Source organism: Microbispora sp. NBC_01389 (genome assembly GCF_045040095.1).
GTDB lineage: Bacteria > Actinomycetota > Actinomycetes > Streptosporangiales > Streptosporangiaceae > Microbispora.
The window spans coordinates 5267906-5282056 of the sequence record NZ_CP109552.1; the positions used below are offsets into that span (position 1 = coordinate 5267906).

A 14151-nucleotide genomic window follows, 5' to 3' on the forward strand; every position below is an offset into this window, starting at 1 on the left:
GACGTCGGCCATATGTAGGCCTATGTTCATGCGAACCGATTCGATATCCAACGAAACAGCCGCGTAACGCGCGTCAGCGGAGGTTACGATCATGAGATCAGCGGCACCGGGCCGGCACGCGGCCGGTCTGGCTATTGCGGCCCTGGCGGTCGCGTCCGGGCTCGCCGGATGCTCCTCGTCCGACAAATCGGCCGGCGACTCGACCGGCGCGAACGCCCAGGCGTCCGGCGGCCAGGCCGCCGGCGGCGGGGCGTACACGATCTGGGACCCCTACCCGCAGCACGACAAGAGCTCCGACTGGGTCAAGCTGCTCGAGTCGTGCGGCACCCAGGCGGGCGTCGCGGTGGAGCGCACCGCCTACGACACCACCGACCTGACCAACAAGACACTGCTCGCCGCGCAGCAGGGCAACGCGCCCGACGTGCTCATCGTCGACAACCCGGTGGTCTCCACGCTGGCCGAGGCCGGGGTCCTCACCAGCACCGAGGAGAACAAGCTCGACACCTCCGCCATCGCGCCGAACCTGCTGGCGGCCGGGCAGAGCGGGGGCAAGACCTACGGCGTCCCGATCGGGGCCAACACCCTCGCCCTCTACTACAACAAGGGGGTGCTGAAGAAGGCCGGCGTGGACGTCGCGTCGGTCAAGGACTGGGCGTCGCTGACCGCCGCCCTGGAGAAGGTGAAGGCCGCGGGCAAGAAGGGGATCACGTTCTCCGCGATCGGCACGGAGGAGGGCAGCTTCCAGTTCCTGCCCTGGTTCTGGGGCTCGGGCGCGCAGCTCACCAAGCTCGACTCACCCGAGGGCGTCTCGGCGGTCGCGCTGTGGACCGACTGGCTGAAGAAGGGGTACGCCCCCAACTCGGTGATCAACAACACCCAGACCACGAGCTGGCAGGAGTTCGCCGGCGGCGACTTCGCCTTCGCCGAGAACGGCACCTGGCAGCTCGCCAACGCCGAGAAGGCCGGGTTCGAGTACGGCATCATCCCCGTTCCGGCGAAGGACGGCGGCACCGCGCCCGCCCCGACCGGCGGTGAGTTCGTCGGCATCCCGGTGCAGCAGGACACGGCCCGCTACGCCGTCTCCCAGAAGCTGGTGGCCTGCCTGACCAGCACGGACAACTCCCTGAGCACGACGACGGCGCTGTCGTACATCGCGCCCACCGAGGAGGTGCAGGCCAAGCAGGTGGAGCAGAACGCGGGCCTGAAGGTGTGGGTGGAGGCGGTCAAGGCGGCCAAGGGCCGCACCAGCGACGACCTCGGCACCAAGTATCCGAAGATCTCCGAGCCGATGTGGAACGCGGTGCAGGCCGCGCTGAGCGGCTCGAAGAGCCCGCAGCAGGCGATGGCCGAGGCCCAGACCGCCGCGGCGAGCGCCACGCAGTAGCCGCGGGGGCGATGGACAGGCCCCGGGGATCGGCGCCCCGGGGCCCCTTTTCGGAAATCCGCGCCACGCTCCTCTCGCGGTCTCCCGTCGGACGAAGGACAGCATGAATCACGTGACACAGGCGCCCGCGCCGCCCGCCGCCGCGCGCGCACCGGCCGCGGGGCGGGGCCGCCGGGCGATGGCGCGGCCCCCGTCCCGGCAGTGGGCGGCGTGGGCCTTCCTCGCCCCGGTCGTCGTCTACCTGGCGGTCTTCTACGCCTACCCGCTCTACCGCAACCTCGACCTGAGCCTGCGCGACTACACCGTCCGGTCGTTCGTACGGGGCGACGCGCCGTTCACCGGGACGGCCAACTACGCGAAGGTCGTGGCGGACCCGACGTTCGGTCCGGCGCTCTGGCACACGGTGGTGTTCACCGTCGTCTCGCTGGCCTTCCAGTTCACGATCGGGCTCGCCCTCGCGATGTTCTTCCACCGGAACTTCCGGCTGTCGGCCACGCTGCGGGCGCTGTTCCTGGTGCCGTGGCTGCTGCCGCTGATCGTGTCGTCCTCGACCTGGTCGTGGATGCTCAACAGCGACTCCGGCGTCGTCAACGCCGTCCTCGGCGCGTTCGGCGCGGCTCCGGTCCACTGGCTGACCTCGCCGGACTGGTCGCTGTGGTCGGTCGTCATCGCCAACATCTGGATCGGCATCCCGTTCAACCTGGTCGTGCTCTACTCCGGCCTGCAGGCCATCGACCCGGTGATCTACGAGGCGGCCGAGATCGACGGGGCGACGGGCTGGACCCGGTTCCGGCGGGTGACGTTCCCGCTGCTGCGGCCGGTCTCGGCGATCACGCTGCTGCTCGGGCTGGTCTACACGCTCAAGGTGTTCGACATCATCTGGATCATGACCAGGGGCGGGCCGAGCGGGTCGTCCACCACGTTCGCGACCTGGTCCTACCGGCTGGGGTTCGGCAACCTGCTGCCGGCGTTCGGGCCCGGCGCCGCCGTCGGCAACCTGCTGATCGTCATGGCCCTGGTGTTCGGGCTGGTCTACATCCGTCTCCAGCGAAGGCAGGCCTTCTGATGAGGGGCTCCCGCAGTCCGGCGAAGACCGTGCTCGGGCTGGTGCTCACCGGCCTGATGCTGTTCCCGGTCTACTGGATGATCAACGTCTCCTTCACCCGTGACCAGGACATGCGCAGGTCGCCGCCGAACTGGTTCCCCGTGAACGGGACGCTGGAGGGCTACCACGAGGTGCTCGACCGGCAGCTGCCGTACCTCGCGACCAGCCTGGTCGTGGGGCTCGGCACGGTGGCGCTGACCCTGCTGGTCGCGGCGCCCGCGGCGTACTCGCTGGCCAAGCTCCGGCCGCGCGGCGGCGGCGCGCTGACGTTCGCGCTGCTGATCGCGCAGATGATCCCCGGGATCATCATGGCGATGGGGTTCTACGCCATCTTCCTCAGCACCGGTCTCCTCAACACGCTCCCCGGGCTGATCGTGGCCGACTCCACGCTGGCGGTGCCGTTCGCGGTGCTGGTGCTGACGACGTTCATGTCCGGCATCCCCGAGGAACTGCTGCAGGCGGCCCGGGTGGACGGCGCGGGGGCCACCCGCACCTTCTGGTCGGTCGTGCTGCCGGTCAGCCGCAACGCCGTCATCACGGTGTCGCTGTTCGCGTTCCTGTGGGCCTGGTCGGACTTCGTCTTCGCGAGCACCCTCGACCAGGGCGGCGGACACCAGCCCATCACCCTCGGCATCTACCACTACATCGGCAACAACAACCAGCAGTGGAACGCCATCATGGCCACCGCCGTGATCGCCTCGATCCCCGCCACCGTGCTCCTCGTCGTCGCCCAGCGCTACGTCGCCGCCGGAGTCACCGCCGGCGCGGTGAAGCACTGACCCGGCTCTCTTCAGGACCGGCCCTCTTCAGGACAGAAGGGATATCGTTGTCATGACCGTCGCCGCAGGCCCGGTGTTCTCCCCGCAGGAGATCCCGTTCAGCTTCCGCGGATCCTGGTTCGGCTTCTCACCGGTGATCGGGGAGAAGAACTACGCGCGGGACGTCCATCTCGTGTCGCACCAGACCGGCATGCACCCGATCCTGCGGCTGGTGCCGGTCGTGGCGGGCGACCGCGCGGAGACCGCGGTCACCGCCGCGCCGCAGCTGCTCACCTGGACCTGTGACACCGGCCGGATCGACCTCGCGTACGAGAACGCCGACACCGTACGGCTGCGCGGGCACGGCCTGGGCCTGCACCTCCAGGCGGCCGACCCGGTCCTGACGCCGTTCAGCGGGCCGTACTTCTACCAGGATCCCTGCGACGGCTCGTGGGTCTTCACGGTCTACCAGACCGGGCGCCGTTACCGGATCACCCTGCTGGCCGGGCGGGCCGAGCCGGCGGGCGCGCAGGCGCTCGGCACGGCCGAGCGCGGCGTCGTGCTGCCCGGCGACGGCGAGCCGTGGGAGATCGCCGTCGAGGAGTACGAGACCGCCCGCGCCCCCTACGCCGCTGTGCGCGACTTCGACCAGGTGGTCGCGGCGGCCCGGGCCGATTTCGACGCGTTCACCGAGGCGGTGGCGCCCTGGCGGAGCGACCGCACCCCCGCGGCCGAGCTCGCGGCGTACGTCCTGTGGTCGGCCACGGTGCGCCCGGCGGGGTTCGTCACGCGCTCCGCCGTGCTGATGTCCAAGCACTGGATGGACAAGGTCTGGAGCTGGGACCACTGCTTCAACGCCCTTGCCCTCGCCGACGGCCTGCCGGAGCTGGCGTGGGACCAGTTCCGGGTGCCCTTCGACCACCAGGACGCCACGGGCGCGCTGCCCGACTCCGTCACCCACTCCGAGGTCCTCTACAACTTCGTCAAGCCGCCCATCCACGGCTGGGCGCTGCGCCGCCTGCCCTCGCAGGCGGAGTCGCTGGAGACGTACCGGCTGCTGGAGCGGTGGACCGGCTTCTGGCTGACGAAGCGGCGCGCGCCGGGCCGCCCGCTCGCCCACTACCAGCACGGCAACGACAGCGGGTGGGACAACGCCACCACCTTCGACCCCGAGCGCGTCGTCGAGACCGCCGACCTGGCCGCCTTCCTGGTGCTGCAGATGCGGGAGCTGGCCCGGCTCGCCGAACGGCTCGGCCGTACGGACGAGGCGGCGGCCTGGCACAGGGAGGCCGGCCGGATGCGTGAGGCGCTGCTCGCGGAGCTGTGGGACGGCGAGCGGTTCGTCGCGCGGGGCGCCCTGTCGGGGCGCACCTGGTCCAGCTCCAGCCTGCTCGACCTGATGCCGATCGTGCTCGGCGACGAGCTGCCGGAAGCCGTCCGCGCGGCGCTCGCCGCGGGCGTCGAGGCGCACCTGACCGAGTTCGGGCTCGCCACCGAGCCGCCCTCCTCCCCGCACTACCAGGACGACGGCTACTGGCGCGGGCCGATCTGGGCGCCCTCGACCGTGCTGATCGAGGACGGCCTGCGCCGCGCCGGATACGCGGAGCAGGCCGACGAGATCAGCGCCCGGTTCCGGATGCTGTGCGAGAAGTCGGGGTTCGCGGAGAACTTCGACGCCCGCAGCGGCGCCGGCCTCCGCGACCGCGCCTATACCTGGACGGCCAGCGCCTATCTCATCCTCGCCGCCGCCTGCGAACGCCGGGAGAGCGAGACGCCGGTCACCCGGTGACAGCGCGCCTCTCGTCGAAACGCTTCGACCTGCGCAGGTGCGGGTCAAGAGGCGCCTGGCCCCCGCCCGGAGCACGGCCGGGCGGGGGAGCGGGGACCGGCCGGGTCCCGGCGGCGGACCGCCGGGACGGGCGAGCGGGCAGGGTCAGTTGCGGCTCCACTGCTGGTTCGCGCCGCCGTTGCAGGACCACACGATGACCTTCGTGCCGTTGGCGGTCCCGGCGCCGTTGGCGTCCAGGCAGAGCCCGGACTGGACGCCGGTGACGGTGCCGTCGGCGTTGAGGTTCCACTGCTGGGCGGCTCCGCCGGAGCAGCCGTTGATGACGACCGCGGCGCCGTTGGTGGTGCCCGCCTCCAGGCACTTGCTGCCGTACACCTGGAGCTGCTTGCCGGAGGTGTAGGTCCACTGCTGGTTCGTGCCGCCGTTGCAGTCCCACAGCGCCACCTGGGTGCCGTTGGTCTGCGACTGGTTCGGCACGTCCACGCACCGGCCGCTGGCCAGGCCGCGCAGCAGGTTGCCGTTGCCGGTGCCGCCGCCCTGGCCGGGGGTGATCGTGAGGTTGTCGAACTGCGCGGTTTCGGTCGTGCTGGTGCCGATGCCGATCTGGCCCGCGCCCCAGGTGCCGTCGGTGACCGAGCCCACCTGCGTCCCGTCGATGCTCGCGGTGATCGTGCTGCCGGAGAAGGTCAGGGCAAGGGTGTGCCAGCGGCCCGTGCCGAGCCCGGCGACGGTGCCGCTGCGGACCGTCGTCATCGCGTTGTCGACGTTGTTGCGGATGATCTGCCAGGCGCCGCCGTCGGTCACCCGCAGGTAGTAGGCGTTCAGCCCTTCGGGGCCGAAGGAGTGCTGGGCGCCGGCCCGGCCGATGATCTCGACGTAGCCGCTCTGCTCCAGCAGTACGTCGGTGGAGACGGTGTAGTTGCTCCAGGCCAGGTCACCGAGCAGGGCGTAGGGGTGGGAGCCGCCGGTCCACAGGATCGGCTGGCGCGGGGCCATCTGGCGCACGCACCGGCCGGACCGCCCGCCGCCGCAGCCCACGACCTCGAACGAGCCCTGCATGTCCATCAGGTACTTCGCCTCCCGGCCCACGGCGTAGGAGTCGAAGGTGTCGGAGTAGGGCAGGGCCATCGTGCCCCGGGCCGGGCTGGTCGCGGCGCCCTTGCCCTGCCCGGTCGTGGTGGTGATCGAGTACACGTACCCCGGCTGGACGGTCAGGGAGTAGGCGCCGCCGGACGGGGTGAGGTCACTGGTGTGCACGAAGTAGTCGGCGGAGTTGCCGGAGTTGAGGTTGGTCGCCCACACGTGCACCTGGCCGGTGGACAGGCCGCCGGTGACGCTGAGGTTCAGCGTCTGGGCGGAGGTGGCGTCCATCGTCTCGATGATCGTGCTGTAGTCGGTGTTGTTCGTCGACTTCAGCGACACGTAGCTGCCGTTGCCCCGGTTGCCGCCGATGTAGCCGCTGGAGGAGTCGAGGTACTTCCAGCCGGAGGCGGTGAACTGGGTGGTGTGCGCCATCGCCCAGGCGTTCTTGCCGATGGCGTAGTAACCGGACCAGGGCTGCGGCGCCACCGCCACGCCCATCGTGGCGAAGGGCAGGTTCGGGGTGATCGCGGCGATGACCGGCCAGTTGATGTACGCGGTCATCTTGCCGTCGATGTAGTCGCGGTTGATGCCGCGGGCCAGCGCCTTGGCCCCGTCGTTGTAGTCGTCGGAGCCGTTCTCGCTGGCCCACAGCGCCTTGCCGGAGTTGATCGCGTTGGTGGAGCTGGGACAGTTCTGCTGGGCGCCGCGGTAGCCGCAGACGTAGTGCGATCCGTACACGTCGACCGCGTTGCGGAAGGCGCTGTTGTTCACCGCGTCGTCGGCCATGCCCCAGCCGAAGTTGTCATCGGCGATGATCTTCACGTTCCCGTAGCCGCGGGAGTCCAGGGCCGCGTTGAGGTTGACGTACCAGTTCGTGTCGCGGCCCTTCTCGTTCCAGCCGCCCAGGTAGTCGATGGTCAGCCCGTGGGTGTTCTTCGCGCAGCCCAGCCAGTCGACCAGGTAGTTGATCGTGTCCTGCGACCAGAAGTTGCCGTTGCCGAGCCACCCGGGGGCGCCCCAGGCGAGGCCCACCAGCTTGATGCCGGGGTTGCGGGCCTTGGCCTGCTCCATCAGCCACCACTCGTAGCCCCGGTTGCAGTCGAGGTCGCCGGAGGTGTGCCGGTGGCTCGGCTCGGCGCCGTCGGTGGAGTTGGTGTCACCGCCGATCTCGACCTTGAGGATCTGCATCGAGGCGCCGTACCCGGGCTTGAACAGGTAGTCGAGGATCTGGCCGCGCTGCGGCTCGGGGTAGTCGACGAGCAGGCGGCTGTTGCCCCCGCCGCCGCTGATCGCGCCGACGCCGTCGAGCGTACGGCCGCCGGAACCGCCGTTGATCGTGATCGCGACGGCCGCCCGCGCGGGGGCGACGGCCACTAGGGACATCGCGACCGCCAGGAGCGCGACCACGACGCTCATGACGCCGCGCACCGGGGCCTCTTTTCGCCTGCTCATAAGGGGGGGTCCTTCCTTCTCGGCTCGCAATGTTAGCGTTAACAATTGCTGTCATGAAGCAATCGACGCCTGCGGCCACCGCGGGGAGGTCCGGGAACGTGATCCCGGGCCCGGCGTGATGGTCGGACCGCGAGGCGTGACCCGGGGAGAGCCCGCCTCGGAGGTCTGGATACCAGTTATCGGCGGAACATAACGGTCCGTCAAGGCCCAAGTTTCAGACTCATCATCGGACCCCTGACGCGCTGCCAGCCCTGCCGCGCGCCAGCTCATCACGGATGAATGTTTCATACTGTTTGGCCCACAGGAGACGTGACCAGCCTCAGGAGGAACGCGGATGGGCGGCTCCGAAGCCCTGGAGAAGCGCTGGGAAGGCCGGAGTGCGGGCTCTTGGCGGGCTCCTGTGTGTCGTATTTGTCCGCGGTTACGTTCGTACGAGAGGAGTGGTCGGATGTTCAGGCTTATGGCGGCACTGGTATTGGCCGGGGTCGCGGTGCCCCGTCGTCCCGGCGGTACGCCTGGGACGTCGGCAACGGGCGCGGCACCTGCGTGCGGATCGGGAACCGCGCTACCGGTCTCCACCCGGACGGCCTGGGCCGCACCGGCGGCGGCTCGGGCCCGGGTCGGTACGCCGACAGCGGCAGCGCCAACCAGCAGTGGAAGATCGTCGCGGCGGGCTGACCGTGACCCGCTCGCCGGTGAAACTTTCACGCGGCGCTCTCCGGGCGGGGCGATCGCCGTCCCTTAGGAGCAGGTCGGCTCGCGCGGGCGAGGGGACCGCCCGGGCCCCTACTTGACGGGCTCCGGACACGTGGTATTTGCTCTGCCTCACCACCACCACTGTCACGACGAGTTGCCAGGACGAGGAGTCAGACTCCGCGACTCAGTCGTGCGACGCACCGGAGTGCCCATGGAGCGACCCCGCGCCGACCGGTCCGCCCCGAACCGTGTCGTCCGTACCGGCCCCGCTCACCCTGCCCAGCCCGTGCTGACCGCCGGGCCGGGCCGCTCGGCGGGGGAGAAGAGCCGATGCTGGATCTCCCTGCGGTAGTCGTCCTGGGTGTTGTCGATGTGCGTGGCCGCGGCGTGGGCCGCCGCCTCCGCGTCACCGGCGCGAATCGCCTGGTAGATGGCGTCGTGTTCCTCGACGGCCTTGGCGGCGTGCCCGCCGACCGAGCCGCGCAGCCCGATGAGGCTGGACTGGGCCTGGAGCCGCCTCGCCTCGCGTACGGCGATCTGGAGGAACATGTTGTGCGAGGCCGTGGCGATGGCGGTGTGGAAGGCGTCGTCGCCCTCGTTGAACTGGCCCTCGCGCCCGGTCTCGAAGCCGTGGCGGCACACGGCGGCCGCCTCCTCGACGGCTCTGAGCTCGGCGGGGGTGGCGCGGCGGGCGGCCAGCCGGCTGGTCTCCATCTCCTGGGCCCGGCGGAACTCGAACAGCATGTAGACGTGGTCGAGGTCGGTGGGCAGGAAGAACGACGCCAACCGCCCGGCGCCGAGCATCCCCTCGTCGTCGGCGACGTACAGGCCCCGGCCCTTCTGGGCGCGCACCCGGCCGAGCGCGGACAGGATCTTCACCGCCTCGCGCACGACGGTGCGGCTGGTGCCCAGCTGCCCGGCCAGGTCGTTCTCCGTCGGCATGCGGTCGCCCGGACGCAGGCCCAGCCGGGCGATCAACTCCAGCACCTGCTCCGCGGCCACCTCGTAGCCCGGCCGGTATCCGCCCTCACGCGGCGTGTCGGTCACGGCGCTCCCTCCTTGTGATCGCTGGTAGAAGCATGACTCATTTCCCGGGGAGGGACACGCGGAGGGTGGGCGGTCGCATGCGACAAGCGCGGCGAACCGGGAATCGGCACGAACAAAAGGCATGCCGATGACCGCCGCTCAGTGAGACATTCATCCGAGCACTGCGGTGGAGACGGGCAGCCGACCCATGCTTCTGTCCGCCATTGCGCGCATCCCGGCGTCCGCGCGCGGACGGGTCCGCCGCGCCTCGGCGTGCCTGACCGTTCCGTCGGAACAGGGCCTCTCAGCTGGGTGTTAAGCGGTTCCCAAGCCGCGGCGAACTCCCACTCAAGCCTGCGTCCCTACGGTGATCGGGACAAGGCGCCGAGACCTGTGAACGAGCGCGTTCGCGCCGCTCACCGGGCCCTCCTGGCGCGGACCTGTGCAGGAAAGGGAACGATGATGACGACGAAAACCGCTCGCGCGGGCGTGGCCGCCGCTCTGACGGTGGCGGGGCTCACGGCCGCGGGGCTGCTGAGCCCGGCAGCTCCGGCTTTCGCCGCGGCCGCCGGCGAGGTGACGACCACGGTGTCGAACCTCTCCGCGGCGAACGCTCAGATGGCGAAGTACACGCTGGTGAAGTGCCCGTCGACGACCCCGTACATCACCAGCGCCACGGCCTCGGCGAAGACCGGGAACTCCGAAGACCAGTCGTACACACACTTCAGCGAGTTCTGGCAGTCCGTCCCCGACGGCAGCGCGCAGATGGCGAAGATCGGCTTCTTCAACTCCCAGACCTTCCAGGAGGAGGCCAAATTCGGACCTGTCGTCGTCACCGTCACGCTGACGCTCACGTGCTCCAACATGAAGCCTTCGGGGCTTCCCCGGCCCGAGTTCAAGCAGAGCGTCTACCTCAGAGGCCTCTCGTACGGCAACCTCCAGGTCAGTTGCCCCACCAACTATCCGACCGCGCTGGAGGCCCGCGAGAACCACCCGGCCTGGTTCGTCTCCTATGGTGCGACGACGGCCGGCAGGGTGGGCGCCGCCTCCTGGTACAACCCCGACGAGTACGTCTTCGGGACCGCCGACGTGACAGTCGCCTGCGGCCCCTGATCCACGCTCAGCGGGACTGGGCGGGCACGACGATGGCGGCCAGCAGCAGGCCGTTGGTGGCGGCCCAGCGCCCGGAGAAGCCGGTGAGCTGCGCTCCCGAGACGTACGGCCCCTTGACCTTCAGCGCGGCGGTGAAGCGGCCGTTGTCGGGGTCGATGGTCACCATCGCGTCCTCGAAGTCGAGCCAGCGCTTCGTCAGCGGGAACCACGCCTTGTAGACCGCTTCCTTAGCCGAGAACAGCAGCCTGTCCCACGCGACACCGGGATGCTTGCGGGCCAGTTTCTGCAGGGCCAGGCGTTCCTCGGGCAGGGAGATCGCTTCGAGGACGCCGTTCGTCAGGGCGTCGTCGGGTTCGGCGTCGATGCCGAGGGTGACGACCTCACCGCGGGGGGCGAGGACGGCCCCCCGATAGCCGGCGCAGTGGGTGATGCTGCCGACCAGGCCCGCGGGCCACTTCGGCTCGCCCTGATCACCTCGCAGGATGGGCTGCTCGGGCACGCCGAGCAGCTTCATCGCCCGGCGTGCGCAGATGCGCGCGGTGGTGAATTCGTTGCGGCGCTTGTCCACGGATCGGCTAACGGCCTTCTCCTCCGCCGCGAAGAGCATCCCGTCATGGGCGTCGTGAAAGGTGTCGACCGCCACCACTTCGGGCGGCAGGATGCTCCTGATCGCCGCAGGTTCGTTCATGATGCCCAGTTAAGCGGGCCGGCGCCGCGGGAGAAAGCGTCGGAGATCCATCGTGGGGCACGGCGGGCGCATCTGCAGGGTCTGTCAGGGGTGATCCCGGTAGGGGTTGTCCGTCCGCCGGATCGCGGCCATCGTTGCCGCCGGGGGCTCACCATGGGCTCCCTGCGCCCGCCGGCGACCGAATTTCGGTCGGTGTTAGGGGTCAACAGGGGATGTGCCCGGCTATGTCGTGATGTGAAACTCAAATCGTGACAATGCAAGTGGAATCACTTATAGACGCAGGCGCCTTTCGCCAGGCGATGGCGGAACTCGTGGCACCGCTCACAATCGTCACGACAGTGGACGAGAATGGGCGTCGCTGGGGTTTCACTGCCAGTTCCGTCACGTCTGGATCCCTTGAGCCGCCGCTGCTGCTGGTCGGCGTGGACCGCCGATCGAGCTGCCACGCGGCCATCACCTCCTGTCGCGAGTTCGTGGTGAACGTCCTCGGCGAGCAGCACCGCGACCTGGCGAGGACCTTCGCCACCCACGGCGTCGACCGCTTCGCGGGCGGCGAACTGGGCTACTGGCCCGACTCCGGCCTGCCCTGCCTGCTCGACGCGAAAGCGGCCTTCCGCTGCGTGTCGAGCGGCACCCTCGCGGTCGGGGACCACGACCTGCTGGTCGGGTCGATGGTGGCGACGCGACTGAACGTCGGCGGCACCCCGCTGCTGTGGTATCAGCGTGACTTCGCCTTGCCGGCCAGGGAGGCCGGCGTGGTCCGCAAGCCGGTGTGAGTCACCGGCCTTCCGTCCCCACCACCTGTCGTCACGACCACCTGTCGTCACGTCCGTCACCAGGCCCGTCACCAGGCCCGTCATTGGGCCCGCGCCCCGCGCGTGAGCCGACGGCTCGCGGCGCCGCCCGGCTGTCTTCGCCCGGCGTGTCAGGCGCAGGGCATCGAGCGGTCGGCGCTGAATATCGCGCGCACTCCCACTATTAACCCCATTTGCGGGCGAATTCTCCCGGTCGCCACTCAGGGCGTTTCCCCTTGAAAAGGACAATAAACCCCTATCCCTGCTAAGCCAATGATAGGGGGCGAATCCTCTGGCGGTTCGGGGTTGCATCCCGATTCAATGAATCAGCAAATGAGCGTTCGCCGCCGTGGTCGACGGCCAGCTCACCCGAAGAACCCTGATGAGTGAAGAGGTACCTCATGCTGAGTCTTACGGAGTCAGCCACCATCACCGGCGACATCGCCTCAGTCTGGGAGACCGTGTCGGACCCGGCCTCGTGGGCGAGCTGGGACCCGCACGTCGACGTGTCGCGCTTCGAGGGCGACTTCGTGCCGGGCGCGGAGGGCTGGACCAAGCCGCGCGGCGCCCCCGGAGGCCCGTTCACGGTGGTCGCGGTCATTCCCGGCAAGGAGTACTCGACCGAGTCGCCGATGCCCGGCGGAGCCATGGCCATCACCAACACCTACGAGCAGATCGGCGCCGGCCAGGTCAGGGTGACCCGCCGGGTCCAGTTGACCGGCTGGTTCACGCCGGTCTTCAAGCTGTTCTGGGCCAAGGGCATGGCACGCGACATGCACCACACCTTCACGGCGCTGGAGCAGGAGGCCCAGCGCCGAGCGGCGAGCGTCTGAAACCGGGAGTGCGACGATGACCCACGCGGCGATCATCGGCGGTGGGATGGCCGGGATGCTGGCGGCGACTGCGATCGCCCGCCACGTCGACCGGGTCACCATCATCGAGAGCGATACCTTTCCCAGCTCGCCCGCCCAGCGGCGCGGGCTTCCCCAGGGCCACCACAACCACATGCTCTTCGGCGGCGGGGCGATGGCGCTCGACACGCTGCTGCCCAAGACGACCGACCTGCTCTACGCGCATGGGGCGCACCACCTGCGGATCGGCGAGCGGATGGCGATGCTGTCCCCGCAGGGCTGGAGCCGGCGCTTCGACGGCGACCCCTTCGTCGTCACCTGCAGCCGCCCGCTGCTCGACCACGTCGTACGCCGCCAGGCGCTCAGCTACCACCGGATCACCCTGATCCAGTCGGCCAAGGTCGTCGGGCTGACCGGCGACGCCTCCCGGGTCACCGGCGTACGCGTCGAGCGTGACGGCGGGCCGGAGGAGACGATCGAGGCGGACCTCGTCGTCGACGCGGCCGGCCGCCGTTCCGACTCTCCCCGCTGGCTCACCGACCTGGGCCTGCCCGAGGTCGCCGAGGACACGCTGGACGCCGGCTTCGCGTACGCGGGACGGTCGTTCCTGGCGCCCCCGTCCGCGGGAGACGACTTCCCGGGCATCCTGATCCAGGCCGACAACAGCATCGGAGAGCCGGGCCGCGGCGCCGCGCTGCTCCCCAACGAGGACGGCCGCTGGATCGTCGCGCTGATCGGCACCAGGGGCGCGCACCCGCCCACCGACGAGGAGGGCTGGCTCGACTTCGCCCGCGGCATGCGGAGCCCGATCATCGCGGACCTGCTCGCGGGCGCGACGCCGCTCGGCGAGATCCGGGCCTACCGCGGCCTGGCCAACCGGCGCAGGCACTTCGAGCGGATCGTCCCGGAGGGCTTCGTCGTGCTCGGCGACGCGGCGATGACGCTCAACCCCAACTACGCCACCGGGATGTCGATCTCGGCCTTCGGCGCGCTCGCGCTCCGGGAGGAAGTGGAGCGTACGGGGTTCACCGAGGGCCTGGCCCGGCGGGCGCAGCGGCGCATCGCGAAGGCCGGCGAGCCCTGGTGGGAAGTGGCGATCGGCCAGGACCGGTGGTTCCCGAACGTGCGCACCAACCTGACCCTCCGCGGCGGCGCATCGCAGCTCAAGATGGCCGCGCGGTGGAGCCGCGTGGTCACCGAGCACCCCGCCATGGCCCGTGCGACCTACAGCGCGGCGTCCCTGGTGATCACCCCCAAGAAGATGATGACGTTGCCGCTGCTGGTGGCGATGATGCGTGGACCGAAGCTGCCGCCGCTGACCGCCGAAGAGGCGATCGCGCAGTATCCCGGCTTCTCCGGCGTCCTCGACGCCGCACCCGCTGATTCGGCCGTTTCCCAGACCTCGGCATAGG

General features: G+C 70.0%; 12 protein-coding genes. 9 read left to right on the forward strand and 3 right to left on the reverse strand.

Annotation, left to right across the window (positions count from 1 at the left end):
• Positions 1 to 91 precede the first annotated feature (91 nt).
• From OG344_RS23465 to OG344_RS23480, 4 genes are all read left to right on the forward strand, one after another.
• Positions 92 to 1384, forward strand: a complete 1293-nt coding sequence (locus OG344_RS23465) for an extracellular solute-binding protein (RefSeq protein ID WP_405084918.1) — start codon at positions 92 to 94, stop codon at positions 1382 to 1384.
• A 112-nt stretch (positions 1385 to 1496) separates the two neighbouring features.
• Entirely contained in the window at positions 1497 to 2450 is a 954-nt protein-coding gene (locus tag OG344_RS23470) for a carbohydrate ABC transporter permease (protein WP_405084919.1), read from the forward strand.
• Positions 2450 to 3268, forward strand: coding sequence for a carbohydrate ABC transporter permease (locus tag OG344_RS23475; RefSeq protein ID WP_405084920.1), 819 nt, complete (start codon positions 2450 to 2452; stop codon positions 3266 to 3268). Before OG344_RS23470 ends, OG344_RS23475 begins: the two co-directional genes overlap by 1 nt.
• 52 nt (positions 3269 to 3320) lie before the next feature.
• Positions 3321 to 5036 carry an amylo-alpha-1,6-glucosidase gene (locus OG344_RS23480; RefSeq protein WP_405084921.1) on the forward strand — a complete coding sequence of 572 codons (1716 nt, stop codon included), beginning with the start codon at positions 3321 to 3323 and terminating at the stop codon, positions 5034 to 5036.
• Positions 5037 to 5180: 144 nt separating this feature from the next.
• Here the strand turns inward: OG344_RS23480 and OG344_RS23485 are convergent, their stop codons facing one another.
• Complete coding sequence (locus tag OG344_RS23485; RefSeq protein ID WP_405084922.1) at positions 5181 to 7547, reverse strand: ricin-type beta-trefoil lectin domain protein; 2367 nt, start codon at positions 7545 to 7547, stop codon at positions 5181 to 5183.
• A 570-nt stretch (positions 7548 to 8117) separates the two neighbouring features.
• Between OG344_RS23485 and OG344_RS23490 the strand changes: the two genes are divergently transcribed.
• A complete protein-coding gene (locus tag OG344_RS23490; RefSeq protein ID WP_405084923.1) occupies positions 8118 to 8249 on the forward strand; it encodes a hypothetical protein in 132 nt (43 codons plus the stop codon).
• A 288-nt stretch (positions 8250 to 8537) separates the two neighbouring features.
• Here the strand turns inward: OG344_RS23490 and OG344_RS23495 are convergent, their stop codons facing one another.
• Positions 8538 to 9314, reverse strand: coding sequence for a FadR/GntR family transcriptional regulator (locus OG344_RS23495; RefSeq protein WP_405084924.1), 777 nt, complete (start codon positions 9312 to 9314; stop codon positions 8538 to 8540).
• Positions 9315 to 9752: 438 nt separating this feature from the next.
• Here OG344_RS23495 and OG344_RS23500 point away from each other — a divergent pair, with 438 nt between their 5' ends.
• The gene (locus OG344_RS23500) at positions 9753 to 10406 is read left to right on the forward strand and encodes a hypothetical protein (protein WP_405084925.1); all 654 of its coding nucleotides are present in this window, start codon (positions 9753 to 9755) and stop codon (positions 10404 to 10406) included.
• Positions 10407 to 10413: 7 nt separating this feature from the next.
• Here OG344_RS23500 and OG344_RS23505 read toward each other — a convergent pair whose 3' ends face one another.
• On the reverse strand, positions 10414 to 11094 hold the full coding sequence (locus OG344_RS23505) for a 4'-phosphopantetheinyl transferase (RefSeq protein ID WP_405084926.1): 681 nt from the start codon (positions 11092 to 11094) through the stop codon (positions 10414 to 10416).
• Between the two features lie 299 nt (positions 11095 to 11393).
• Here OG344_RS23505 and OG344_RS23510 point away from each other — a divergent pair, with 299 nt between their 5' ends.
• From OG344_RS23510 to OG344_RS23520, 3 genes are all read left to right on the forward strand, one after another.
• Positions 11394 to 11870 carry a flavin reductase family protein gene (locus tag OG344_RS23510; protein ID WP_327045432.1) on the forward strand — a complete coding sequence of 159 codons (477 nt, stop codon included), beginning with the start codon at positions 11394 to 11396 and terminating at the stop codon, positions 11868 to 11870.
• Positions 11871 to 12289: 419 nt separating this feature from the next.
• Positions 12290 to 12721, forward strand: a complete 432-nt coding sequence (locus OG344_RS23515) for an SRPBCC family protein (protein ID WP_327045433.1) — start codon at positions 12290 to 12292, stop codon at positions 12719 to 12721.
• Between the two features lie 16 nt (positions 12722 to 12737).
• On the forward strand, positions 12738 to 14150 hold the full coding sequence (locus tag OG344_RS23520; protein ID WP_405084927.1) for an NAD(P)/FAD-dependent oxidoreductase: 1413 nt from the start codon (positions 12738 to 12740) through the stop codon (positions 14148 to 14150).
• Position 14151: the final 1 nt, after the last annotated feature.

What these genes read in the sequence shown, in the direction of transcription:
- OG344_RS23465 (WP_405084918.1), top strand. Translation starts at nt 92, where the DNA reads ATGAGATCAGCGGCACCGGGCCGGCACGCGGCCGGTCTGGCTATTGCG.
- OG344_RS23475 (WP_405084920.1), top strand. Translation starts at nt 2,450, where the DNA reads ATGAGGGGCTCCCGCAGTCCGGCGAAGACCGTGCTCGGGCTGGTGCTC.
- OG344_RS23480 (WP_405084921.1), top strand. Translation starts at nt 3,321, where the DNA reads ATGACCGTCGCCGCAGGCCCGGTGTTCTCCCCGCAGGAGATCCCGTTC.
- OG344_RS23500 (WP_405084925.1), top strand. Translation starts at nt 9,753, where the DNA reads ATGATGACGACGAAAACCGCTCGCGCGGGCGTGGCCGCCGCTCTGACG.
- OG344_RS23505 (WP_405084926.1), bottom strand. Translation starts at nt 11,094, where the DNA reads ATGAACGAACCTGCGGCGATCAGGAGCATCCTGCCGCCCGAAGTGGTG.
- OG344_RS23510 (WP_327045432.1), top strand. Translation starts at nt 11,394, where the DNA reads ATGGCGGAACTCGTGGCACCGCTCACAATCGTCACGACAGTGGACGAG.
- OG344_RS23515 (WP_327045433.1), top strand. Translation starts at nt 12,290, where the DNA reads ATGCTGAGTCTTACGGAGTCAGCCACCATCACCGGCGACATCGCCTCA.
- OG344_RS23520 (WP_405084927.1), top strand. Translation starts at nt 12,738, where the DNA reads ATGACCCACGCGGCGATCATCGGCGGTGGGATGGCCGGGATGCTGGCG.